The organism is Cupriavidus sp. KK10, assembly GCF_018223725.1.
Lineage (GTDB): Bacteria > Pseudomonadota > Gammaproteobacteria > Burkholderiales > Burkholderiaceae > Cupriavidus > Cupriavidus necator.
Genome location: NZ_CP073678.1, coordinates 298,482 through 320,828 on the forward strand (window position 1 = coordinate 298,482; position 22,347 = coordinate 320,828).

19 protein-coding genes and 6 pseudogenes are annotated in these 22,347 nt (G+C 61.1%); 11 read left to right on the top strand and 14 right to left on the bottom strand.

The window, feature by feature from the left end; genetic code table 11:
* Positions 1-263 precede the first annotated feature (263 nt).
* Positions 264-431: pseudogene (locus KB879_RS39660) on the bottom strand (acetamidase); the annotation flags it as partial.
* Positions 432-905: 474 nt separating this feature from the next.
* On the opposite strand from KB879_RS39660, the gene KB879_RS32560 reads away from it, so the two are divergent.
* Together KB879_RS32560 and KB879_RS32565 are read left to right on the top strand one after the other, a co-directional pair.
* Positions 906-2,060, top strand: coding sequence for an MFS transporter (locus KB879_RS32560; protein WP_371827460.1), 1,155 nt, complete (start codon positions 906-908; stop codon positions 2,058-2,060).
* 129 nt (positions 2,061-2,189) lie between these two features.
* Positions 2,190-3,029 carry an oxidoreductase gene (locus KB879_RS32565; protein ID WP_211983581.1) on the top strand — a complete coding sequence of 280 codons (840 nt, stop codon included), beginning with the start codon at positions 2,190-2,192 and terminating at the stop codon, positions 3,027-3,029.
* On the opposite strand, the pseudogene KB879_RS32570 reads toward KB879_RS32565, so the two are convergent.
* Positions 2,987-3,625 (bottom strand): annotated as a pseudogene (locus KB879_RS32570) (substrate binding domain-containing protein); the annotation flags it as partial. The gene KB879_RS32565 and the pseudogene KB879_RS32570 sit on opposite strands and share 43 nt — an antisense overlap.
* 457 nt (positions 3,626-4,082) lie before the next feature.
* Between KB879_RS32570 and KB879_RS39665 the strand changes: the two are divergent.
* Together KB879_RS39665 and KB879_RS39670 are read left to right on the top strand one after the other, a co-directional pair.
* Positions 4,083-4,490, top strand: coding sequence for a hypothetical protein (locus tag KB879_RS39665; protein WP_249221472.1), 408 nt, complete (start codon positions 4,083-4,085; stop codon positions 4,488-4,490).
* A 79-nt stretch (positions 4,491-4,569) separates the two neighbouring features.
* A complete protein-coding gene (locus KB879_RS39670) occupies positions 4,570-5,016 on the top strand; it encodes a transposase (protein WP_249221473.1) in 447 nt (148 codons plus the stop codon).
* A gap of 142 nt (positions 5,017-5,158) precedes the next feature.
* Here the strand turns inward: KB879_RS39670 and KB879_RS32580 are convergent, their stop codons facing one another.
* The 5 genes and pseudogenes from KB879_RS32580 to KB879_RS32600 all read right to left on the bottom strand — a co-directional run bounded on the left by KB879_RS32580 (position 5,159) and on the right by KB879_RS32600 (position 8,945).
* Complete coding sequence (locus tag KB879_RS32580; RefSeq protein ID WP_211983584.1) at positions 5,159-5,809, bottom strand: DsbA family protein; 651 nt, start codon at positions 5,807-5,809, stop codon at positions 5,159-5,161.
* A 137-nt stretch (positions 5,810-5,946) separates the two neighbouring features.
* Positions 5,947-6,396: an organic hydroperoxide resistance protein gene (locus tag KB879_RS32585; protein WP_211983586.1), complete on the bottom strand. Its 450-nt coding sequence runs from the start codon at positions 6,394-6,396 to the stop codon at positions 5,947-5,949.
* Positions 6,397-6,431: 35 nt separating this feature from the next.
* Complete coding sequence (locus tag KB879_RS32590) at positions 6,432-6,797, bottom strand: hypothetical protein (RefSeq protein WP_211983588.1); 366 nt, start codon at positions 6,795-6,797, stop codon at positions 6,432-6,434.
* A 222-nt stretch (positions 6,798-7,019) separates the two neighbouring features.
* A pseudogene (locus tag KB879_RS32595) lies at positions 7,020-8,355 on the bottom strand (sensor histidine kinase).
* Positions 8,352-8,945 (bottom strand): annotated as a pseudogene (locus KB879_RS32600) (winged helix-turn-helix domain-containing protein). Before KB879_RS32600 ends, KB879_RS32595 begins: the two co-directional pseudogenes overlap by 4 nt.
* 280 nt (positions 8,946-9,225) lie before the next feature.
* Here KB879_RS32600 and KB879_RS40270 point away from each other — a divergent pair.
* A complete protein-coding gene (locus tag KB879_RS40270) occupies positions 9,226-9,357 on the top strand; it encodes a hypothetical protein (protein ID WP_256449359.1) in 132 nt (43 codons plus the stop codon).
* 87 nt (positions 9,358-9,444) lie between these two features.
* Here KB879_RS40270 and KB879_RS32605 read toward each other — a convergent pair.
* Positions 9,445-9,720 (bottom strand): annotated as a pseudogene (locus tag KB879_RS32605) (IS256 family transposase); the annotation flags it as partial.
* A 161-nt stretch (positions 9,721-9,881) separates the two neighbouring features.
* Between KB879_RS32605 and KB879_RS32610 the strand changes: the two are divergent.
* The 3 genes from KB879_RS32610 to KB879_RS32620 are packed head-to-tail and all read left to right on the top strand — an operon-like array spanning position 9,882 to position 13,046.
* Positions 9,882-11,117: a tyrosine-type recombinase/integrase gene (locus tag KB879_RS32610; protein WP_211983591.1), complete on the top strand. Its 1,236-nt coding sequence runs from the start codon at positions 9,882-9,884 to the stop codon at positions 11,115-11,117.
* Positions 11,114-12,058 carry a tyrosine-type recombinase/integrase gene (locus KB879_RS32615; RefSeq protein WP_211983593.1) on the top strand — a complete coding sequence of 315 codons (945 nt, stop codon included), beginning with the start codon at positions 11,114-11,116 and terminating at the stop codon, positions 12,056-12,058. The genes KB879_RS32610 and KB879_RS32615 overlap by 4 nt, the downstream gene beginning before the upstream one ends.
* Positions 12,051-13,046 carry a tyrosine-type recombinase/integrase gene (locus tag KB879_RS32620; protein ID WP_211983595.1) on the top strand — a complete coding sequence of 332 codons (996 nt, stop codon included), beginning with the start codon at positions 12,051-12,053 and terminating at the stop codon, positions 13,044-13,046. Before KB879_RS32615 ends, KB879_RS32620 begins: the two co-directional genes overlap by 8 nt.
* Positions 13,047-13,143: 97 nt before the next feature.
* On the opposite strand, the pseudogene KB879_RS32625 reads toward KB879_RS32620, so the two are convergent.
* Positions 13,144-14,141: pseudogene (locus KB879_RS32625) on the bottom strand (IS256 family transposase); the annotation flags it as partial.
* Positions 14,142-14,153: 12 nt separating this feature from the next.
* On the opposite strand from KB879_RS32625, the gene KB879_RS32630 reads away from it, so the two are divergent.
* From KB879_RS32630 to KB879_RS32640, 3 genes are all read left to right on the top strand, one after another.
* Complete coding sequence (locus tag KB879_RS32630) at positions 14,154-14,615, top strand: redoxin family protein (protein WP_249221474.1); 462 nt, start codon at positions 14,154-14,156, stop codon at positions 14,613-14,615.
* Between the two features lie 151 nt (positions 14,616-14,766).
* A complete protein-coding gene (locus tag KB879_RS32635; RefSeq protein WP_211983597.1) occupies positions 14,767-15,231 on the top strand; it encodes a RidA family protein in 465 nt (154 codons plus the stop codon).
* A gap of 638 nt (positions 15,232-15,869) precedes the next feature.
* Entirely contained in the window at positions 15,870-16,358 is a 489-nt protein-coding gene (locus KB879_RS32640) for a reverse transcriptase domain-containing protein (RefSeq protein WP_249221475.1), read from the top strand.
* 14 nt (positions 16,359-16,372) lie between these two features.
* Here the strand turns inward: KB879_RS32640 and KB879_RS32645 are convergent, their stop codons facing one another.
* From KB879_RS32645 to KB879_RS32665, 5 genes are all read right to left on the bottom strand, one after another.
* A complete protein-coding gene (locus KB879_RS32645; RefSeq protein ID WP_249221476.1) occupies positions 16,373-16,939 on the bottom strand; it encodes a helix-turn-helix domain-containing protein in 567 nt (188 codons plus the stop codon).
* A 52-nt stretch (positions 16,940-16,991) separates the two neighbouring features.
* The gene (locus tag KB879_RS32650; RefSeq protein ID WP_211982161.1) at positions 16,992-18,245 is read right to left on the bottom strand and encodes an IS256 family transposase; all 1,254 of its coding nucleotides are present in this window, start codon (positions 18,243-18,245) and stop codon (positions 16,992-16,994) included.
* 50 nt (positions 18,246-18,295) lie between these two features.
* The gene (locus KB879_RS32655) at positions 18,296-19,972 is read right to left on the bottom strand and encodes a recombinase family protein (protein ID WP_249221477.1); all 1,677 of its coding nucleotides are present in this window, start codon (positions 19,970-19,972) and stop codon (positions 18,296-18,298) included.
* Entirely contained in the window at positions 19,962-20,126 is a 165-nt protein-coding gene (locus KB879_RS39675) for a hypothetical protein (RefSeq protein WP_249221478.1), read from the bottom strand. Before KB879_RS39675 ends, KB879_RS32655 begins: the two co-directional genes overlap by 11 nt.
* 408 nt (positions 20,127-20,534) lie before the next feature.
* Positions 20,535-22,286, bottom strand: coding sequence for a recombinase family protein (locus KB879_RS32665; RefSeq protein WP_211983599.1), 1,752 nt, complete (start codon positions 22,284-22,286; stop codon positions 20,535-20,537).
* Between the last annotated feature and the right edge of the window lie 61 nt (positions 22,287-22,347).

The window sequence follows — 22,347 nt, forward strand, 5'->3', positions numbered from 1 at the left end:
TGGCGTACTCCTGATGTCACCATCCTCGGCATGACAGCGTACGTGGGGCGGCTCGTTCCCCCAAGTTTCGGACCGGAGGCATATGCCAGCCTCGAGCCGGCCCGCAATCCAGAGGCTGAGGTTCTCACCTGCAGGAACTCCCATTTTCCAGAGCAAGAGGCCCGAAGCGTCACCGCACCCGCGGAAGGTGGAATGCGAGGACGCATGTGCGTCGAGGCCTGAGCACCGCTGAGGAAGGTGCGAGATAAAGTCATCCGGGTAACCGTAGGGAGCGAACTGACGCGCATGCGTCGGATCGTCAACGCCACTGCATCGCCAAACTCGGCATCGGCGATCGCCCGGCCGCCTTCGAAAGCCGGCGTGATCATCGGCCCCAAGCATCCAGGGGGCGCTTTCGCCACTGGCATGCCGCCATCGGCAAGCGGCCCCAGGCATTATCAATGGTGCGGAACAACTGATTTGCGGCCCACCCCGATGATCTCCCGAAGATCGTTGACCACAATGGCAAGCATCAACTCACTGCCTGGTCGTCGGGCAACACGTAAAGAGATCCCATGAAAACCAACCCTTCCGAATCGTCGAACGACACGCATCCCCATTGGGCCGAAGAGTTGCCACGAGACAGGTCGCTCGACGCAGCCGAGTTCTATGAGCTTCCCTATACGTTTATTCGCGGGGCCGAGAGTCTGCCTGGTATCTCGCGTAGAGCGACACGATAGATCGCGGATTCCCAAGATCGGCCGAAGCGCTCGGCGGCCGGATGACTTCATGCGAGCGCCAAGCATCATTCGCTCGCTCTATTGACTCATATGTCCAAATCCATCAGCGCCCTTCCTGCTCCGGAGAACCTTGCCGGCGCCAGCTACGCAGCACGCAATGCCTCGTACTGGAAACGCAACCTGGCCGTGGCGACATTCGGGTCGTTCACCACGCTGGTCAGTCTCAGCATGCTGCTGCCGTTCCTGCCGCTCTATGTGGAACAGCTTGGCATCACGGCGCAGGCCGAGATCGTCCAATGGTCTGGTGCCGCCTTCGGGGTAACCTTCCTGGCGACCGCCATCACCGCGCCCCTCTGGGGACGATTGGCAGATCGCTTCGGGCGCAAGCCGATGCTGGTTCGCGCTGCGGTGGGTATGGCCATCGTGATGTCGATGATCGGACTTGCGCACAACGTCTATGAACTCGTCGCCCTGCGGTTTGCGGCGGGCCTGATCGGGGGCTATGCGTCCGCAGCCACGGTCATGATCGGCACGCAGGCACCGCCCGACCGCGCGGGATGGGCGCTTGGCGTGCTGTCCAGCGGTGCACTTGTCGGCAACCTGGTTGGCCCTCTCGTCGGCGGCCTGCTGCCGAACCTGATTGGTATTCGAGGCACCTTTTTTGCGGGCGGTGCGGTCATCGCGGTGGCGGCGTTGCTGACCATCCTTGTGGTACGCGAGGATTTTCAGCGGCCGGCGAAGCGGACAGATGGCCTCCCTGCCGACACGGGCGTGCGCCAGCACACCTCCCGCCTTCCCTTAATCGCACTTCTGGTAACCGCGACCATGGTGCTGCTTTCCAACATGTCGATTGAACCCATCATCACGATCTACATTGGTCAACTCGGCGTGCCTCATTCGCAGTTGGCCAGCACCGCAGGAATCGTCATGGCGAGCTCGGCGTTTGGCAGCGTCATGACCGCTTCACGGCTTGGCGCGCTGGCTGACCGAATCGGCGCCTGGAAAGTCATCATTGGTTGCCTGGTGGCGACGGCCATTGTCATGATTCCTCAGGCGTTCGTCACCAACTGGTGGTCACTCGCCATTTTGCGCGGCCTGATGGGAATGACATTGGCCGGCCTGCTGCCTGCGATTGGGAAACTCGTGCGGCAGGCCGTAAAGGAGCACCAGTCCGGCAGGATGCTTGGCTATCTGCAGTCAGCCCAGTTTGCCGGTCAGGTGATTGGCCCGCTCATCGGCGGTCAGATCGGTGTGCACTTCGGCATGCGCTCCGTGTTCTTCGTGACCAGTGCGGTGCTGCTGGGGTGTGCGGCGTTCGATCGCTGGGCGAAGGCCCAGTGACCAGGTCCGGTGAGGATCCCAACCAGTTCAAAGGCGATGCCGCCATCACCACACGCACCTTGGCGGCGGCAAGTGTTGCGTCGCGTCCCATGACAAGCAAGTCACCATCAAGACACAGAAAGGAGAATCATGAGCAACTCACATCGCTTGTTTCTGATCACTGGCGTCGCCTCCGGTTTCGGACGCGCCTTCGCCGAAGCCGCACTGGCGGCAGGCCATACCGTGGTCGGCACCGTGCGGACCGAGGCCGCCCGGATTGCATTCGAGCGCTTGCACGAAAGCCATGCCCACGGGGTGATACTGGACGTGACCGAACTTTCCGCCGTCGCGCCCACGGTGGACAAGGTTGTCGAGCGCTACGGGCCGATCGACGTTCTGGTCAACAACGCCGGCTATGGTCATGAAGGAACGATGGAAGAGTCCTCACTGGACGATCTTCTCAAGCAGTTCCAGGTCAACGTGTTTGGCGCGGTAGCGATGATGAAGGCCGTGCTGCCTGGCATGCGAAATCGGCGTGCGGGGCATATCTTCAACATTACGTCGATGGCCGGCCACGTTGGTCTGCCGGGCATCACGTACTATGCCGGCAGCAAGTTTGCGCTCGAGGGCATTTCGCAGGCACTTGCCGCCGAAGTACGCGGCTTCGGCATCAAGGTCACCGCCGTGGCCCCCGGGTCGTTCCGCACCGATTGGGCGGGCCGGTCCATGGTGCGCACGGAACGCAGTATCGACGACTACGACGCTGTATTCACCCAGATCCGCGAAAATCGCCTGGCAAAGAACGGCAAACAAGCCGGCGATCCGGCCAAGGCGGCTGCTGTTCTGCTGTCGCTCGTCGAGAATGAGGATCCGCCGACCAGCCTGCTGCTTGGCAACGATGCCTTTGACCTGGTCACGAACAGGCTGGCATCACTGGACGCGGCGTTTCATGATTGGGAAGCCATTTCCCGGAGCACCGATTTTTCCTGACACCATCTCCCGGCCGTCAGGCATCGGCTATGCGCACAAGGAGGACACTCACCACCTGCAACAAGGACGAATGGCCGCGTGCTGCCGCCGAACTCCTGTAGAACTTCAACCAGCGTCCCGTCACGCAGATCCTGTTCCACCACGAAGCGATAGGTCTGGAACAGACCTGCTCCGGCGCGCGCCAACGTTGCGCCGCCGAGCGCGTCCTCCGACGTCGCATACGCGCCGCTGGTTGTCACGTCGAACGCCTCACCGTTCTGCATGAAGGTCCACGGGATGCGCCGCCCACTGCTAGGACGCTCGAACTGGATGCATTCGTGCGACGGCAGATCATCCAGCGATTTCGGCACGCCGGCGCGTTGCAGGTAGTCTCGAGTCGCCACCACTACCATCTCGGCGTCTTCAAGCTTGCACGCGATCAGCGTGGAATCGTCGGGGGCGCGTCCGCGAACCGACAGGTCATAGGTGTCGTCCGCAAAGTCGACGTTGCGGTTGCTGATATGCGTGTCGATCTCCACCTCCGGAAATCGCTTGCGGAACTCGGGCAGGACCGGCAGTACGCGGTAATGCGCATAGGGCGTGGGCAAGCTGACCCGAGTTTGCTGCGAGCCTGGGCGAAGGCTTGTTCACTGACTCGCCGGCACAAGGTGTTTTGGCGCGCGAGCGCGGCGAAGGCTTGCGCTGAGGGGTGAAAGCGGCGGGACGCTCACTCTGCCGACATTAATCGCATTCATGCTCGGCAACTTGCGCATGGGGGTACAAGCCGAACTCGATCAATTCGTTCGGGATGTCGAGCAAGATCGTGAAAGACTTTGGTGTGCAGATATTCGGTAAGCAACGCGAACAAATCGGACAGGGGCTTGGGAGCCAAGCGAAGATCGAAAAACGACCTCTATTGGCCGCCGCCCTGCTTGCGCTAAACAGCCCGCGCAAGCAGGGCGGCGGCCGCTCGAACCTCGTCATCTGTCAAGCGTTCACGTGGCAAATTGCGATTCCATTTGACGACTCAGCGGCGATGTCTTTGCTCACCTCAATGACTGGCTGCTTCTGCAGGTGTCCAACCATTTGCCGCGCTGGCATGGCTTTCGGCTGGTCGCAGCCGACGCCTCGCACCTGCGTTTTGCCATCCGCCACAGCCACCTGCCTCGAGCCGCCACCCGTGATCAACTCGCTTTCGGCCTGTACCTCCCCGGGGCCGAGATGATGCTCGCCGCCTCACTGCACAGCGTGCTCGAGAACGAACGCCAGATCCTGTTCGAGCATCTGGACCGCCTGCAATCCGACGACTTGCTGTTGCTCGACCGCGGCTACCCGGCCCGCTGGCTGGTAGCCGTGCTCAACCAACGAAACATCCCTTTCTGCGTGCGCGCCGACGGTAGCGGCTTTGCTGCCCTGCGGGACTTCGTCCGCTCCGACGGCGCCGAGGCCATTGTCACGCTCCCGGCTCCAGCCCGCAAATGACGCGCGCGACTATGAATGTGCGTCCGTCCCGCAGACCGTCCGGCTCATCCGGCAGATCTCGCCAGCCGGCAAGGCTCGCGTGCTCATCACCAATCTGCTCGACCGGCACCGCCATCCGGCTGCCACCTTCCGAGATCTCTATCACCAGCGCTGGCGTCTCGAGGAGGCCTTCAAACGCCTCAAACACCGCATGGCACTTGAACACCTGTCCGGCCTCTCACAGTTGGCCGCCAGGCAGGACTTTGGTGCCAAAGTCCTGTGCGATAACCTGCACGCCCTGTGCTGTCTTGCGGCCGCGCTGGAACATGACATTGACTCGGATCATCGGATCAACCGTGCCTACGCTATCACCGCCCTCAAACGTGTCCTGCCTGCAGTGCTGCTCGGCTTGCGCTGGGCCAAGGCTGCCCTGGACGAGACCTTGACCTTGATCGCAACACGTCTCCAGCGCGTGCGACCAGATCGCACCAAGCCCCGCCCACCACGCCACAAGCCTCATCGACATGCCGCTTATAAGGCTTGTTGATGCCACTTATCTTGAATTGGATTGCTCTCCCGCCGCGCAGGAGAGGGGTTGGGGGCGAGGGCCGGCGGCTCAATCCGCGACGCGTCGCAATTTGAACGGCGGCGCCCTCTCCCATACATGGGAGAGGGAAGCAAACCTGAAATCAGTTGAGCGCCTCGACGCCCTCAAGCAGCACCGCAAGCCTGCGCTCAAGCATCTCGACCGACGTATATCCCGTGGTCAACGCATGCAGTTCATTGCCCACGCGCAGCGCCAGCACCGGGAAGCTCGTGATGTTCCACGAGCGGACCAGCGTGAAGTCGGCCTGCGTATCCGCAACGGTTGCGGCATTGCTCCATTTGCCGAGGATCGTCTCGGCAGCGATATCGATGTCCTGGCGCTTCAGCGCCCGTGCTACCACCTCTGCCAGTACCACGCCATCCGTCGTGTCCAGCGCCTCGACATAGAACGCGTGTTGCAGCGCCCGGAACACCGCCAGGATGTTCGCCTCCGGTGCCAGACCGCGTGCTGCGACAACGGCCCGGCAAACGGGCTCGGTGTCGTAAACAAAATTCTTGCGATCCAGCAGACCCTGGCGGTTGAACGGCAGCCCGCTCATCTGCTCGACGCGGGCCCAGTGCTGCAACCGGAATTGCTTGCCGGCATCGTCGAGCACATCGGTGGCACTGGCCCTGAGGCCACCCACCACGATCCGAAGGTCCAGCGTGGGAAAGCGCGTTACCAGCAGATCAAGCGCCTTGCCGAAGCCGTAGCACCAGGAGCACATCGGGTCGCCAATGTAGATCAGTTCCATTTCAGTTTCCAGTCGAATGCGGTAGGGACCAATGTAGTGCCAGCGCGGGCGACGAAACATCTCTGGCCTGGAACATCTGTTGATCGGCGATGTAACAAGTCTCGGGCCTGCCCGCCATGCAGGCAGGCCTTGCGCGCTTAAACCACGTCGATCACGACATTGATATTGCCATGCGTGGCCTTCGAGTACGGGCAACGCTGATGCGCATCCTGCGCCAGCGAAAGCGCGGTCTCGCGATCGAGACCGGGCAGGCTGACGGTCAGGCGAGCCTGCAGGAAGTAGGCGTCGCCAGCCATGCCGAGATCGACCTCGGCGTCGACCGCCAGACCTGCCGGCAGCGTGATCTTTCTAGCCTGGGCAGCCTTGCCCAGCGCGCCGATAAAGCATGCCGACCAGCCCGCCGCGAACAGTTGCTCGGGATTGGTACCCTGGCCAGTGCCGCCCGGGGGCGTGAGCTTGATATCCAGACGGCCGTCGTCGCTGCGAGCCGCGCCATCGCGGCCACCGGTGGTGTGGGTCTTGCCGGTGTACAGGACTTTTTCAACCGCGGTCTTGCCGGTGTAGACAGCTTTTTCGAGCGTGGTCATGTTTGACTCCTTGTCAGGTATATGAATTGAACGGGTCAGGCGGTGGCCGAATCGGCGTGCGATGCATCGGGAGTGTAGCCGTCACGATTGCTGATGCGGGCGCCGTCGGTGTACGGATCGCGGTTGCGGATGCCGGCATCGGCAAGCTTCTGTTCGACGCGCTCACGCACGAAGGCGCCGTCGGTATAGGGATCACGGCGATCGCCGACGTAGGCGCCGTCCAGGTACGGGTCACGCTCGGCGCGCGATGCCGCGGCAGAGACGGCTGCGCCGTGACCGGCGTCCGCCCCGGAGTCCGCAGCCTGCGCTACGTGCATGGCGCCCGATGCGCCCACAAGTGCCGCTGCGGCAAACAGGCGTCGGGCTAGCTTTCCGGTGTTCGAAGTGTTGAAAAGGTTCATGATGGATCTCCAGGGTTGGCAGGCCGCCAGACTGAGCGGCCGAATCTGCATCGCTGTCCGGTACCTCACTTGAAACCGGCTGTGCACGGAGATCATTTAAGAAGATCGATGTATCAGCGCTGTAGCGACATGCACGCAGATTCTTGAGCGCGCGTATCCCGGCTTCGGTCTGATACAGAGGAATACAAAGCGGAGGGGCGATGCGGCGCTTGCCGCGCCCCATCAGTGGCTGACAGCAGGCTCGACCGAGTCAGGCAGCGTAAGCGTGGCCTGCAAGCCACCGCCCTTGCGGTTGGCCAGCACCAGATGTCCGCCCATGGCACGGGCCAGCTGCTGGGCGATCGCGAGACCCAACCCCGTGCCGCCGGTACCCCGGTTGCGCAATGTCTCGACGCGATAAAACGGCTGCATGACCCGTTCGAGTTCGGCTTCGGGAATCCCGGGGCCCCGATCCTGCACGACGATCGCTATATTGCCGTCGGCCTGGCGCGAGACCGCCACGCGTACGTCGTTGCCAAATTTGAGTGCGTTGTCGATCAGGTTGGTCAGGATGCGCCGCAGCGCCTGTGGCCGGGTCTGGACCGGCGCGCCGGCCTTGCCATCGACCGCGATATCCTGGCCGCCATCGCGGTAGTCGAACGAGAGGCTATCGAGGAACGCGTCGAAGTGGATACGCACCGGTGTTCCGGCACTGCCGTGCACCGTGCGCGCATAGGTGACACCTTCACGCACCAGATGCTCCATCTCGCGCAGGTCGTGCAGGAAGCGCTCCTGCGTGTCCGACGGCTCCATCAGGACGTAACCGCATGCGTGTAATCGGCGTCTGCAGGTCGTGCGAGATCGCCGCCAGGATCTGCACCCGTTCCGACAGATACCCCGCGATACGCCCGCTGCATCGCGTTGAAAGCCGCCGCGGCGTGCGCCACTTCGACCGGACCCGATTCGGGAACCTGGTCGGCCTTGAGATCCGGCCCCAGGTTCTCGGCCGCAGCGGCAAGTTGCTTGAGCGGCCGCGTGACCACGCGCACCGCGACCCACGCGATACGCCAAGCAGCACAAGCTGGAAGCACAGCAGGACGAGCAACCACATTGAAAGTGGCGTGGGCGCCGGATGGATGTCGATGGTCAGTGGGCTGCCGTCGCTGAGGCGCGTGTGCACCTGGAAATACTCCTCGGGGCCCGGTACGGCGTTGCTCGTGACTTCAAAGCGGCCTCGCGGTGCTTTGGCAATCGTCGCCACGGCGTGCCGCGAAAGTGCCTCGCGCGGCGGCTCGTCACTGCGCACGCCGGCATCGAACTGGTAGCTGTAGTTCTTGCGGTCCAGCTTGCCCACCCAGGCCGGACGCTTGTCGGCGGGCATCATGTCGAGGACCGACACGGAACTGGCCCACATCCTGTTCAAGGTTCGCCAGCATCAGACGGTCGGCCGCATTGAGCGCTCCATCACGACCAGCGCAAATGACAGCCCCTGCGCCAGCGCCAGCCCGACCAGCAGGATCACCATCAAACGCGCGAACAATGTACGCGGCCAGGCCCGCAGTGCCTCCGGACGACTCATGTCCGCTCCTCGCGCACCTCGACCGCCGCCGAGAAGACGTAGCCACCGTTACGCGCGGTCTTGATGCAACGTGCTTCACGCGCATCGTCGCCAAGCCGCTGGCGCAGCCGGCTGACCATCAGGTCAATCGAGCGATCGTAAAGATCGGCATCGCGTCCCTGCGTGAGATTCAGTAGCTGGTCGCGGCTCAGCACGCGCTGCGGATTGTCGAGGAAGACACGCAGCAGCCTACTCCGCCCCACTGAGGGCCACCATCACGTCGTTGGCGTCGAGCAGATGACGGGCGGTCGTATCGAGGCGCCAGTCGCCGAACGCCAGCACGGTGGCCGCTTCGGTGACCTGCAGGTTGGGCGGCAGCATGCGTGTGCGCCGCAGCACCGAGCGGATCCGCGCCAGCAGTTCGCGTGCGGCGAATGGCTTGACGAGGTAGTCGTCGGCTCATATCTCCAGCCCAAGTATCCGATCGGCATCTTCGTTGCGGGCGGTCAGCATCAGCACCGGCGTGATCTTGCGCGGGCCCGCACGCAGATCCCGACACAGGGTCAGGCCGTCTCGTTGCGATCGAGATACGTTGCCACGAGTTCGCGGATTTAGCGGTCGTCGTCCACGATAAGGATATGGTCAGGCCGATTCATTACCGCATCCATTCGATGCGCACGGCGTCCGTGGCCGTGCATGTCTTGCGCATTGTGCAACCTCTCGGACAGTGCTTTGTATCGTTACGTATCTGAGGCTAGCCCGTACAGGATTCTTTGCATTTCCCCCTGCCTCCCAACACAGGGTCGATACGCCGCAAGGCTCAAATTCCATCATCGGAACGGATCGAGCATGACCGTTTTCCACCATCTGCCCCTAATCGGGGTCTGAACCATGCGCATAACTACCCGCATCGGCATCGCAGCCGCTGCCCTGCTTGCCGCCACCACGGTCTATACGGCCACCACGCAGACGCCACCCGTCGGCAACTACGGCGAGGCGCCTGAATTCACCGGTATTACGTAAACAATGGCTGAATTCGCCTCCGCTGACCATGTCCTCGTTGCAGGGTAAGGGTGCTGGTCGGAGATAAAGCGTGATCGTGGCCGATGGTCAGGCGGCGAGCTTCTGCTGATCCGGCGGATTGTCTTGCGCCGGAGCCCCGTCCTTGAAGGGGATCCCCTTCAGGAGCAGTTCGATGTGTTCGGCACCGTTGATGCGGCGCCATGTTTTCTCGGCTTCCTCGATCAGCTTGAAGGCCAGGCCAAGGAAGGTCGCTCGTGACACACAATTGCGCGTGCGCGTCGTGCGGTGACGCACGGTCGCGAAGGTGGACTCAATCGCGTTCGTCGTGCGGATGTGCTGCCAGTGCTCGGCCGGGAAGTCGTAGACATGTTTTATAAAACATGTCTACGACTATGTGTTGGCCGAATTTATGTTGCGCTGCGTGGCGTCATGTCGTTGGCACGGTCTTCCGTCCCTGTATTGACAACACATAGATTTTGCCTTTCTGTGGCCGGACATCTTCATGTTTTTGTGGAGGTCCGGCCATGTTTGATCACCTGTTTAAGTCGCCTTCGACAATAGCCCTTCACGCCGCGGCGCCGTACGCCGAAGAGCGAATCCGATATCTGGATTACTGTGGGCAGCGAGGTGACACGCACCACACGGTGCTACGTAAAGCGTGGGACCTTGTCTGGGTCGCTCGCAAACTTCCCAGCTTGCAAGTCTCGATTGGGCAGATCCAAGCGCTCATGTTCGATTGCAGTGCTCGTGATGAACTCTGCCACTGCGATCTCGATAGTCGCTGGACACGACGGCGGATCATCGCCAACGCTCGCGGTTGGCTACGCTATCTCGGTTGTCTTCATAAACCGGCGGAGAAGCTCGCGTTCCAGTCGCAACTGGACGAATACTGCAGATGGGCGACGCATGAGCGCGGCCTGAGCGAATCGACGATCAGGCTTTACCACCGTCACATCAAACGGTTTCTGCATTGGTATGAACTGGTTGGACGACCGTTGTCTCACATTCATGTCAACGATGTCGATGCGTATCTTTCCTTGGGTAGCGAGCAAGGATGGGATCGCCTCACCATTCGCAGCGTAGTCAACGCACTGCGGGCATTTCTGCGTTTCGCCGCCGAACATGAATGGTGCGCGCCGCACGTGGCACCAGCCATTCGAGGGCCACGGATTTACGCTCTGGAGAGACTACCCTCCGGACCCACGTGGACAACTGTCGAACGTCTTTTTGCAGGACTGGATCCGAATCATCCGAGAGACGTGCGGGACCGGCCGATCCTGATGTTGTTCGCGATCTATGGCATGCGCACTAGTGAAGTGGCGGCACTTCGGCTCGACGACATCGACTGGGAGCGCGATCAATTGCATGTGCGTCGGGCCAAGCGGCGTGAACCACAAATTTATCCGCTCCTTCCTTCGGTAGGCAAAGCCATCGCGCAATACCTGCAAACGGTCCGCCCTGTATCCACCCATCGTCAGGTGTTCTTAACCCTCGTGTCGCCTTATGGCCCACTTTCGCTCGCAGGGCTCTATTCCTTGGTCTCCCGCAAATTGACGGCATGCGATGTGCATTGCGCGCATCATGGACCGCACGCGCTAAGACACGCTTGCGCGGCGCGTCTTGTTTCAGAGGGGTTGTCGCTCAAAGAGATAGGTGACCATTTGGGGCACCGCAGCACTGCCGCGACCCGTATTTATGCGAAGGTCGATCTGCCGGGCCTGCGCGAGGTGGCGGCCTTTGATCTTGGAGATCTATCATGAAACTCCATGATCTCACGGAGGCATATATCGATTACGAGCACGCTTTAGGTTTGCGCTTCCGCTCGGACGCCAAGGAACTCCGGTCCTATTGTCGCGCGATGGGGGACATCACCACCGAAGAGGTAAAGCCCGAAGCCGTTCTCACATTTATCGCCGGGCGCGGGCCGGTAACGGCCCGTTGGGTGCAAAAATATCGAATCCTCGCGCGCTTCTATCGGTATGCACTCGGTCGAGGTTTCGTTTCGATATCCCCGCTACCGAGCCAGATTCCGAAGCTTCCGCCGCCGTTGACGCCGTACATCTATTCCGTCGACGAGCTACAGCGCTTATTGACGGCCACCGACAGCCTGCAGACGCCCCAGTCACCGCTGCAGCCGGCGACCATGTACACCTTGCTCCTGCTTCTTTACGGTACGGGGATGCGGATCAGTGAGGCGCTTTCGCTAACGATACAAGATGCTAATCTGCGGGACTGCGTATTGACGGTTCGGAACACCAAGTTCTTCAAGACGCGGCTGGTTCCAATCGGTCCCCGACTAGTGAAGGTCTTGAACGACTATGTCTTGCGCCGCCGTCGACTCCCATTGCCCGCTGGCGAGGCCTCCACATTCTTTGCTACGCGTACCGGCCACCGCTTGAACTATGAGTGGATTGGCAAACAATTTCGGCGGCTACGAACGACTACAGGAATTCGCCGCGAAAGCTCCGCACGTTACCAGCCACGTATTCACGACATTCGGCATACCGCTGCCGTCCATCGGATTATTGCGTGGTATCGAGCCGGCGCTGACGTGCAACGCTTGCTTCCGCAATTGGCAACCTACCTCGGGCACGTCGACGTCTCGTCCACGCAGCAGTACCTAAGCATCACTGCGGATCTGCTGCATGAAGCCAGTCTGCGCTTCGAGCGCTACGCTCAACCGGAGCTGCGCCATGCGTGACCAAACCCTGATCGGCCCTTGGGTCCGCCGTTTCCTGATGGAATATCTTGTCACCGACCGGAACCTCGCCCGCAATACGCAGGCCAGCTATCGGGATACGCTCGTCCTCTTTCTTCCCTACCTGAGCAATGCCAACGGGAAACCGGTAGATCGCCTGACGATTGACGACCTCTCTCCGTCGCTGCTGCGCTCCTTCCTCGAGCACCTGGAGCAGGAGCGTGGCTGTAGCGGTGCCACTCGCAATCTGCGTCTGTCGGCGATCCACTCGCTGGCGAGGTTCATCGGCATGCACTGCCCGGAGTATGTGGCCTGGTGCTCCACGATACGCGCAGTACCGTTCAAGAAGACGGCGAAGTCAACGCTGACCTACCTGGATAAGCCCGAAATCGATACTCTCCTCAAGACACCTGACCTGCGTACGCCACTGGGGACGCGCGACTACGCTTTGTTGATATTCCTCTACAACACTGGGGCGCGCGTCGACGAGGCTGCCCACTTGACCGTGGGCGATATAACCTGGGGCGGCGCTCCCGCAGTCCGCCTGATGGGCAAGGGCAATAAGACGCGCTGGTGTCCTATTTGGACCCGTACTGCTGACGTTCTGAAACCGCTCGTCACGGGACGTGCTGCTCAAGACTTCGTCTTCCTTAACCGACTCGGCCACCCCCTAACGCGTTTCGGCATCTATGGTCTCGTCCGACGCGCCGTTGTGCAAGCGAGTCAGACCTTACCGTCGCTGACGCAGAAGCCCGTCGGCCCACATTGCATTCGACATTCGTGTGCCGTCCATCTGCTCCGTTCCGGCGTGGACATCAATACCATTCGCGCCTGGCTTGGACATGTCTCTCTGGACACTACACACATTTACGCTGAGGTTGATCTCGAAATGAAAGCGCATGCCCTTGCACGCTGCGATCTCCCCGATGATGTGCCGACCAAACCCTGGCATACCGATCAGGGACTTATTGCGTTCCTGAAAGCGCTCTGACGGTTACCCGGCAAGAACTATGTTGCCGCCCTTCGGGCGGCGGCGGCCTTCCTTCCGCGCTTCTGCGCGGTCCCGGCAACATAAATTCGGCCAACACATAGTCGTAGAACGTCAGCAGGCTGTCTCGATCTTTGGTGAGCACACCGGTGGCCTTGGGGTACTTGGCGCCGTAGATCGTCACAAAGCGATCGAAGGCAGCATAGGCATCTGCGCGGGTGGCCGCCATCCAAATCGCCTGCAGGTCTGCCTTGGCGCGGCCGTGCTGGGATTTTGGCAAGGCGTTCAGGACATTGCCCATCTTGTGGAACCAGCAACGCTGGGCGCGCGTGGCCGGAAACACCTCCTCCAGGGCAGCCCAGAATCCCATGGCGCCATCGCCGACCGCCGCCGCGGGCCAGCCTTCAGGCCGCGGGATTTCAGGTCCAGCAGTACTTCTGCCCACGATGCCTTCGATTCCCGATAGCCGTCACCGATCGCCACGCGCTCCTTCCTGCCGTCGGGCGTAACGCCGATGATCACCAGCAGGCATTGGCCGTCCGAGCCTTCGCTGCGCAGACCCGTGTGGATGCCGTCCACCCACCAATACACATAGCGCGCCGCCGACAGATCACGCTGATTCCAGCTCGCATGCTCGTCTGCCCACTGCGCCTTCAATCGGCTCACCACGTTGGCCGATAGCCCTTTGGCATCCTCGCCCAGCAGCACCGACAGCGCCTCGCTCATGTCGCCTGTCGAGACTCCCTTCAGGTATAGCCAGGGCAGCGCTGCACTCACCCGCGGCGATTTCCTCACATACGGCGGCACGATCGCCGAGTTGAACTTCACGCCAGACCCGGACCGGTCGCGCACCTTGGGCACCTTCACGGCAATCGGTCCGACGCCCGTCAGCACCTCGCGCTCCGGGAGGTAGCCATTGCGAACCACGGCGCGCTGCCCGCTCAACGTCTTGACGTTACTGAACTGCTCAAGCAGCTCTGCCAGCTCCACTTCAATCGCCTCCTGGATGACCCGTCGGGCCCCGCGCCTGATCAGCTCCTCGAGCCCAAGCCCGATTTCCGATAGACCGACTGCTTCTTTCCCTTTATCCTTGCTCATGGTGGACCTTTCTTGTGCTGGTTTCCGATCTCGACAATCAGATTCTCAGCGGAAAGCTCCACCGGCCTCTACTCCGCGCCTCAAATTCCCCGCCTGTACACCAGTTTCGACTTTAGCTCGCTGGTCGACTTCTGGACATACACCTGCATCAACTGCATCAATACGCTCCTCCATGTCAGGCAGTGGTACGACAAATACCGCCACAAGGGCTTGGTAGTCGTCGGCGTGCACACGCCTGAGTTTCCGTTCGAGAAGTCGACCGACAACGTCAAGGCTGCCATCAAGCGGCTCGACGTACGCTATCCCGTTGCGCAGGACAACAGCTATGCAACGTGGAACAACTTCGGCAACCAGTACTGGCCGGCGGTCTACCTGATCGACGCCAGTGGCAACGTCGTCTACAAGCATTTTGGCGAAGGGAACTACGAAGAGACGGAAGCCGAGATCCAGAAGTTGCTTGCAGCACGAAAGTAGCGCGCAAGACGCCATCCTAGCCGGAATCCGGATTACGCGTTTTCCGTTTGTTCCCCGGTGTAGGAAATCCTGTTCCGCCCGATGCCTTTTTCGGGCAGGGGCTGCCGCCTAGAGTCATACCATGAGCAACGGAACCCCATCAGGAGCCATCATGTCCGTCCAGGAACGCCTTGCAGCACGTGGCTTGACACTGCCCAATCCGCCACAGCCACTGGGCAGCTACACGGCTGTCAGCCAGGCAGGAGACCTGCTCTTCATTTCCGGGCAGCTTCCGCTGGCCGACGGCAAGGTGGTCTGGCAGGGCCAGGTCGGCCGGGATCTGACCCTCGATGAAGGCAGGCGCGCCGCGGAGCTTGCGGCACTCAATGTGCTGGCGCAGATTCATGCGCATCTGGGCGGCTTCGAGCGCCTGGACCATATCGTCCGGCTCGAAGGTCACGTGACCAGCGCCGAGGGATGGCTTCAGCAGCCGGCAGTGGTGGATGGCGCGTCCGATCTCTTCGCCGACGTGCTCGGCGAAAAGGCCGGCCATGCCCGCGCCGCCTATTCACACTTCCAGCAGCCCGGCAACGCGGCCGTGATTCTGGTGGTGATCGCCCAGATCCGCGCCGCCTGAAACCGCCGGTTGCGAGTCGTGGCACGTTCGAAACGTGCCACGTGCAAGCACTTCCCGACCCGCCCGATCGTTGCCCGCCGCGCCCGCCAGCGGTTGCATCCCGCAGCCCCGTTACTATCTTCATGCCCCGCGGCGCGAGTCAAGCTAGTTGTCGGTGTGCCAAGAAGGAAAGCGACAGTACGTCGCTGTACATGCTGTATCCGTGATGAGGGTAGGCCCCTCGGTTTCGCCGATCAGGCGGTGATACCAAACCACCCAGAGCTGCTTCCGTTAAGAGCGGTTGTGGTGAGCGTCTAGGGAAAAGGCGAGATGAATCTCGTCAGGTAGGCAGGAAGGAGGCGAACGCAAGTGAACCATCGAAGAAGTGTCGATAATTGCAATGATGTCAAAACCGAGGGCTCGACAACACCTCGGGATAAGTCAGACGGCAACCTGGAGGTGGGTCTGACGGCATCCGGCATAGAGATGGCGCGACCTTCCTGCAGGCATGGATACGGAACTTGGGAACCTGTCGTCTCGATGCTAAGGGAGAAGCTCAAGCGGAGAACCCGTGAGAGTCAGAGTACCAATGCGAGGCACAGGGGCGGAGTCATGCGTAGTAGCGTTGAAAGGGTTGTAATGACCTCTGGAGCGAAGGCATGACCTTGTCCGGCGGAGATCATAGAACAACCGCGATGCGGGAGGATCCCGGGGTCGACGCCAAGTCGTTCGAAATACCCAAGCGATTAATCTGGGAAGCCTGGAAGCGCGTGGCCGCCAATCAAGGAGGGCCGGGCGTGGACAGGGAAAGTATTGAAGTATTCCGAAATCGCTTGGCGAGAAATCTATACGCCCTGTGGAATCGAATGAGTTCGGGGAGTTATTTTCCTCAGCCGGTCAAAGAGGTGCTGGTTCCGAAGGGGGATGGGTTCCGCCCTCTCGGGATACCGACGATCACGGACCGAGTGGCTCAGATGGCGGTCAAGTTAATGGTTGAGCCGGGAATCGACGCGATATTTCATTCATCGTCGTTCGGTTATCGTCCTAACAAATCGGCGAAGCAAGCTGTGGCGCAAGCGAGAAGGAACTGTTGGCGCTACGACTGGGTAGTCGATATTGACTTGAAATCCTTCTTGGATCGCGCATGAGAATGCCCTTTGGTTCATGAAGAGTGTTCAAAGAGATCGGGTTGCTCGCTGACAGCCTTGATGCGTAAGCCTTTGCGCCGTCCCTGGCAGACCAGGACGGCATCGAGTTCGCCGCGCTTTACACGCTGCAATACAGTTTGGCGGGACACGCCGAGCAGCTTGGTTGCTTCCTGCATGACGACGTAGCCATCGGGGCTGTGCGCGACGAATTGTTGTCGCAGCGCATCGGTGATGCGGATGCGCCAGGGTGCACCGGGCGTGGTCTGTTCGCCGGCGATAAAGCCGTCGTTGACCCAGCGGTGTAGCGTGGACGGCGCGGTACCCAACACGCGAGCGGCTTGGCGGATGCTGAGCAACTCGCCGTCGGGAAGTTCGGTGGGGCGTTCAAAACAAGGGATATGCCAGTGCCGCCGTAAGTTGCCGACGAGGCTCTGGTTGAAGCGCAAACCGCGTGCAGTTACCCGGCCCTGCGTGTTGAGGATGCCGGCGATGGTGGCATCGGGATAGTGCTCGGCCAGACGGCGGACCAGGGCAATCGTGTCTTCGTCGGTGCGAATGGTCGCGGGTCGTGAGCGTGGCAAGGCGACCTGGAGGTGTCAGGAATTCTGTGTGCTGAGGTCGGTTAAATAAATCTCAGCGTAGGGCGTTGGTGAAGCGGTCACCGAAGAGAATGGCGAACTGGTTGGCCGCTTGTTTCCAGGTGATGGGCGGCATCTTCCAGTCTTTCTCGATGTTGCGCAAGGCCAGGTAAAGCAGCTTGCTGGCCGCCTCGTCGCTGGGGAAGTGACCTCGGTTCTTGACGATCTTGCGCAACTGCATGTGCATGCTTTCGATGGCGTTGGTCGTGTAGATGATCCTGCGCACTTCGGGCGGGTAGACGAAGAACGGGATGACCTGCTCCCATTGGCGGCGCCACATGTCGGTCACCGTGGGGAATTTGCGGCCCCAATCGCTGGCGGCGAACGCCTGCAGCGCGCCGGCGGCGGCGTCGGCCGTGGCAGCCTGGTAAATCGGCTTGAGCGCGGCCGCCAGGCCCTTGCGGTCCTTCCAGCTCGCCAGGTTCAGCGAGTTGCGGATCAGGTGGACGATACAGGTCTGGATTTGCGCGCCGGGGTAGACGGCCTCGATCGCTTCGGGGAAGCCACGCAGGCCGTCGACGACGGCGACCAGGATGTCGTCCAGGCCGCGGTTCTTCAACTCGTTGAAGACCTTGAGCCAGAACTTGGCGCCCTCGGTTTGCTCGATCCACAGGCCGAGCACCTCCTTGCGCCCGTCGGCGCGGATACCCAAGGCCAGGTAGACGGCCTTGTTCCTGACGGTGCCTTCGTCGCGGATCTTCAGGCGCAGCGCGTCGAAGTAGACGATGGGGTACATCGCCTCCAGCGGACGCTGCTGCCATTGTTCGACCTCGGCCAGCACTTCGTCGGTGATGGTGGAAATCAGGTCAGGCGAGACCTGCAGCCCATACAGTTCCTGCAAATGGCCCTGAATCTCACGCACGCTCATCCCGCGCGCATACATGCTGATTACGTGGTCGTCGAAGCCGGACAGCCGGCGTTGGTACTTGGCGACCAGTTGCGGCTCGAAGGTGGCTTGCCGGTCGCGCGGAATGTCCAGTTCCAGCTCGCCGTTGGGCGTGATGACGGTCTTTGCACTGCTGCCGTTGCGGTGATTGCCGCTCTTGCCTTGCTTGGCCTCGCTGGCCAGATGGTGCGTCAGTTCGGCGGCAAGCATACGCTCGGCCAACTGCTTCTTGAGCAGGCCGGCCAAGCCTGATTCACCGAGAATCGACTCGGCGTCCTTGTTCTGTACCTGAGCCAGTAGTTGATCGATCAACTCATCCGGAAACAGCTTCGGCGCGCTCGATTTCTTGCTCTTCTTGGTCATGCTTGTTGTTTCGGTCATAAGGGCGTTTCTTTCGATATCGTCTCATGACCTCAACACACAAGAAATCTGACAGGCTCGGCGACCTCGCAATCGGTGAGCTTGCCGCCGCGCCAACGCAGCTTCAGATGCGCCCGGTATTGTTCGCGATGGACGGTAATACTCACTTCCTCGAGTAGCGTGCGCAGCAATTGCTTCCTGTCGCGCAGTGTGAGGGTCGGCGCGTCCCACAGCTGTTTGAGGTCTTTACCGATAGCAAGCAGACTCTTGCGCTGTTCCGCGCTCAGCGTGCATGGACGAAGTTGTTCACGCCGAGTAAGTTCTGCCTGAGCCTGTTCGAGCTCACGCAACTGCTGCTCCCACTGCGTTTCGAGACCGCGTGCCACCAGGCGGTTCTCGGGGTCGACGGCGTGGTACCGCCGTTCGGCGCGCTGTGCCTCGTAGTGGGCACGTTCAACATTCAGTCGCCACTGTGCAAGCGCCGCGTCGTGATCGGCCTCGATGCGTTCGGCCGCACGTACGGCTGCTGCGATGCCAGCCGGCTCTACGGCTTGCAAGAAGGCCTGCGCAACGGCGGCATCGATTTGCAGGCCCCCGACATTGAGGCAGAAGACGCCGCGGCCATTCTCGATCCCTTTGTTGGAGCAATGGTACCCGGGCGTCTGATTGGTTCCGCGATAGTGCGTCTTGAGTCGCCGACCGCAGTGACCACAGCAGGCCAGGCCTTGCAGCAAGGCGGCCCCCTCTCTCACGGCGCCTCCGGCCTGATGAGGCCGGGGCTTGGTATTGGCCCCCAGGCGCATTTGATTGGCTTCATAGGTCATCCAATCGAGATATCCTTCGTGGTGGTCCCGGATGAGTACGGCCCATTCCGATTGGGGCAGCCGGCGCAATCGGGTCTTGAGCACGCCATGTTCATCGACGTAGCGCTCCTGCCGGGTCTTGCCGTAGCAGTAGGCGCCAGCATAAACCGGATTGGTGAGGACATTGTAGATGGCGGTATAGGTCGGGGCGACCCAGCGGATCTGCGCGGTGTGATTGAGCTGCAGCGGAAACGACAGATTCTCGGCGCGGAACCACAGCCAGACGCGGCGAGCAGAGCCGAATTCGCTAAAACGTTCGAACACGGCGCGCAGCGCACCGACAACGGCTTCGTCCGGATGCAGTCTGACTTCGCCCTCTGCCTCACCCCACACCAGCCCAATTGGCAGGCCGCGGCGCAACTCGCCCCGGGCAGCCTTGTTGCGGATGCCGCCGTCCAGACGCGCGCGCAGGATGTGCAGTTCGGCCTCGCTCATGGTGCCCTTCAGGCCGAGCAACAGACGGTCGTTGAACAGCGCCGGGTTATACACGCCGTCAGCATCGCCGATGAGCGTATCGGTCATGCTGCAGAGGTCCAACAGCCGGTACCAGTCGGAATTATTGCGCGCCAGGCGAGAGACCTCCAGTCCAAGAATGATGCCCACGTGCCCGAGCGCGACTTCGGCGGTCATGCGGGCGAATCCGCCACGGTTCGCGGCGCTGGCGCCCGAGAGGCCCAGATCCTCGTCGATCACGCTGACCTGCTGCGCGGACCAACCGAGGGCAGTGGCCCGTTGAGCGAGCGCGTACTGACGCTGCGTCGATTCGCGATTGTGCTCGACCTGGCTGGCACTGGACTGGCGGATGTAGACGAAGGCGGTGCGTTGCAAATGGCTGGGGCCGATCTTGTTGGCGGTGTCAGTCATCATTGCTCTCCCGTGGCATCGGGTTGTTGTGGATCACGAGCTTCGCGATCGCCTGGGCGAGACCGTTGATTACCGCCTCTTGTGTTGTTGGATCGAGTTGTTCCCACAGGCTGTCGTCGCCGGACGGCAGATCCGCAAGGGGTAGGTTCAGTTGCATCGTTGCTCTCCTGTTCCGTCTGGCGCAGCAAAGCGTCAATGATGAGGCGAGCGTGGAGCAGGTCGGCAATCGAGCCCAGCGTGTCAGATGCTAGAGCGGGAGTGCTTGCCGGAACGCTGCCGGAGCCGGCAGCGAAATCGGTCCAGTCGGCGGGAATGAGTCCGCGTGATTGGTCGGGAAGCGTTAGCAGAAGGTGCAATCGGCCGGCCCGTTGCCGTCGGCTGATGACCTGGAGGCGCCGGCCCTGGAACGGGTGGCCGGATCGTGTGATGACAACGGATTCAGGAACGTGGTGGAGAGGGGTAGTCTGTGGTGATTTCCTTTGACACCATCGACCACGAGCTTCTCAGACGTGCGGTAAAAAAGCATGTCACGGAGCCATGGGCACGACTCTACATTAGACGCTGGCTAGAGAGCCCGGTGCAGAAGCAAACCGGGGAACTGGTTGCTCGGGATAGAGGCACTCCGCAAGGCGGGGTGAGTACGCCGCCTACAATGTTGCATATTTTCCAGTCCCTCGTCTGAGTCGTTCGAATTTTCGCTGCTTGAAGCCGGCGGCTGCGGATCGACGCGGAACACAACTACGATTTCATCCTTGTGGATCTCGACACGTTTGACTAGACCCAGAACGATCTTGCGTTTCGTTTCAAGGTCAATCGTATCCAGCCTCTCGGTGACCGCGGTTGCAAATTCCTCAAGCCGGTTGATGACCAGAAACAGCTCGCTTTGCACTGCTCCGTGGCGCCGTGATTCCAGGATCTGCTGTTCAATCTGCACAAGCCGGTTCTTCAACTGCTGCATCTTCGGCTCGAAGTCGGCCTTGTCGATGATGCCGTCCGCGTAGCTGTCAATCAGTCGTGACTTGCCTTTTTCAAGCTGAAGCCGCTGCTTGTCCAGGCTGGTGGTGTCGAAGCCGTTCTTTTCATTTCGCTCCAACACGTCCAGTCGACGTTCGTATTCTCCCCTCAGTCGATCTGGTTGCCTGAGCAACTCCACAACTTGCTGCCATACAAGATCGTCGAGCTTGTCGGTTCGTACCTGCAGATTGTCACAGATGCGTTCGCCGCCGAAACGATAGGCGTCGGTTCCTACGCAGCGGTAATAGGCGTAATCCCGCTGATGTCCTTTGGCTGCGGCTTTGCTAACTTTTTTCGCGTAATAGGCGTAACGGCACTGTCCGCATACAGTCAGCCCCTGCAGCAGGCGCAGCGGCGCATTATCCCGTCTCTGACGTGCACGCTTGCGGTTCTCGGCAAGCTGCTCCTGGACCGTATGAAACAGCGCTTCACTGATGATGGCCGGCACCGGAATTTCGATCCATTGCTGCGGATCCGCGCGTATCGTCGAATACGGTTTCCTGGGCACATCAGCGCTGTGGCGTTGGGCACGTACGCGTACATGCAGATGATCGCGCACCTGCGTTTTGCCGAACGCGGCCCGTCCCATGTAAGCCGGATTGCGCAATATGCCCCACACCACGCTACGATCCCAGAACGGCTTACCCGAAGCCGTCTCGGTACCGGCCTCGGCAAGCCGGCGTACCACTTCTCCGATGCTCAGGCGCTCCAGACCCACCCATTGGAACATCGCTTTTACCGTTGCGGCTTGGGGCAGTTCGATGACGTAGTGGGCCGGCGTCCCGTCGAGCTGCCTGCGGATATAGCGATAGCCGTAAGGCGCCCCAGATAGCACATTGACGTTGCCACGTTTGGCACCGTGAAGCTTGCCACGGCGGTTGCGCTCAGCGATCTTGGCCCGCTCGTATTCCGCAATCATGCCCTGCATCTGCAAGAGCAGTGACTCTTCCGGCGTCGTGCCAATTGCGTGGTTGAGGAACATCACCTGTACGCCGCACGCGGACAACTCTTCCATCAGCAGCGCCTGATGCGCGTACTTGCGTGCCAGCCGGTCTGGCGACAGGATGTACAGCCGATCGATCGTCCCAAGTGCGGCGGCGTCCCGCAGGCGCTCAAGTTGCGGCCTAACCAGCGTTGCACCGCTCACCCCGGCATCAATGAAGCACAGGTCCTCCACAATCTGCGCACCGTCCGCCTGAATCCGCTCCTTCAATGCTGCGATCTGGCTGTCAATCGTTCCGCGTTTGCTTTGTTGCTCAGACGACACGCGCGCGTAAAGCGCGACCATGGCAGCGTTGTTCATCGCTTCCCTCGCTTCATAGCCCGTTGTGCCGCCACTTCGGGCTCGGCATCCGATGGCCTCG

Bases quoted from the DNA above. Each gene is read 5' to 3' on its own strand.
- KB879_RS32615 (WP_211983593.1), top strand. From the start codon at position 11,114: ATGAAACTCCATGATCTCACGGAGGCATATATCGATTACGAGCACGCT.
- KB879_RS32640 (WP_249221475.1), top strand. From the start codon at position 15,870: ATGACCTTGTCCGGCGGAGATCATAGAACAACCGCGATGCGGGAGGAT.
- KB879_RS32610 (WP_211983591.1), top strand. From the start codon at position 9,882: ATGTTTGATCACCTGTTTAAGTCGCCTTCGACAATAGCCCTTCACGCC.
- KB879_RS32580 (WP_211983584.1), bottom strand. From the start codon at position 5,809: ATGGAACTGATCTACATTGGCGACCCGATGTGCTCCTGGTGCTACGGC.
- KB879_RS39675 (WP_249221478.1), bottom strand. From the start codon at position 20,126: ATGCAACTGAACCTACCCCTTGCGGATCTGCCGTCCGGCGACGACAGC.
- KB879_RS32590 (WP_211983588.1), bottom strand. From the start codon at position 6,797: ATGAACCTTTTCAACACTTCGAACACCGGAAAGCTAGCCCGACGCCTG.
- KB879_RS32655 (WP_249221477.1), bottom strand. From the start codon at position 19,972: ATGATGACTGACACCGCCAACAAGATCGGCCCCAGCCATTTGCAACGC.
- KB879_RS40270 (WP_256449359.1), top strand. From the start codon at position 9,226: ATGCGCATAACTACCCGCATCGGCATCGCAGCCGCTGCCCTGCTTGCC.
- KB879_RS32650 (WP_211982161.1), bottom strand. From the start codon at position 18,245: ATGACCAAGAAGAGCAAGAAATCGAGCGCGCCGAAGCTGTTTCCGGAT.
- KB879_RS32665 (WP_211983599.1), bottom strand. From the start codon at position 22,286: ATGAACAACGCTGCCATGGTCGCGCTTTACGCGCGCGTGTCGTCTGAG.
- KB879_RS32620 (WP_211983595.1), top strand. From the start codon at position 12,051: ATGCGTGACCAAACCCTGATCGGCCCTTGGGTCCGCCGTTTCCTGATG.
- KB879_RS32585 (WP_211983586.1), bottom strand. From the start codon at position 6,396: ATGACCACGCTCGAAAAAGCTGTCTACACCGGCAAGACCGCGGTTGAA.
- KB879_RS32635 (WP_211983597.1), top strand. From the start codon at position 14,767: ATGTCCGTCCAGGAACGCCTTGCAGCACGTGGCTTGACACTGCCCAAT.
- KB879_RS32565 (WP_211983581.1), top strand. From the start codon at position 2,190: ATGAGCAACTCACATCGCTTGTTTCTGATCACTGGCGTCGCCTCCGGT.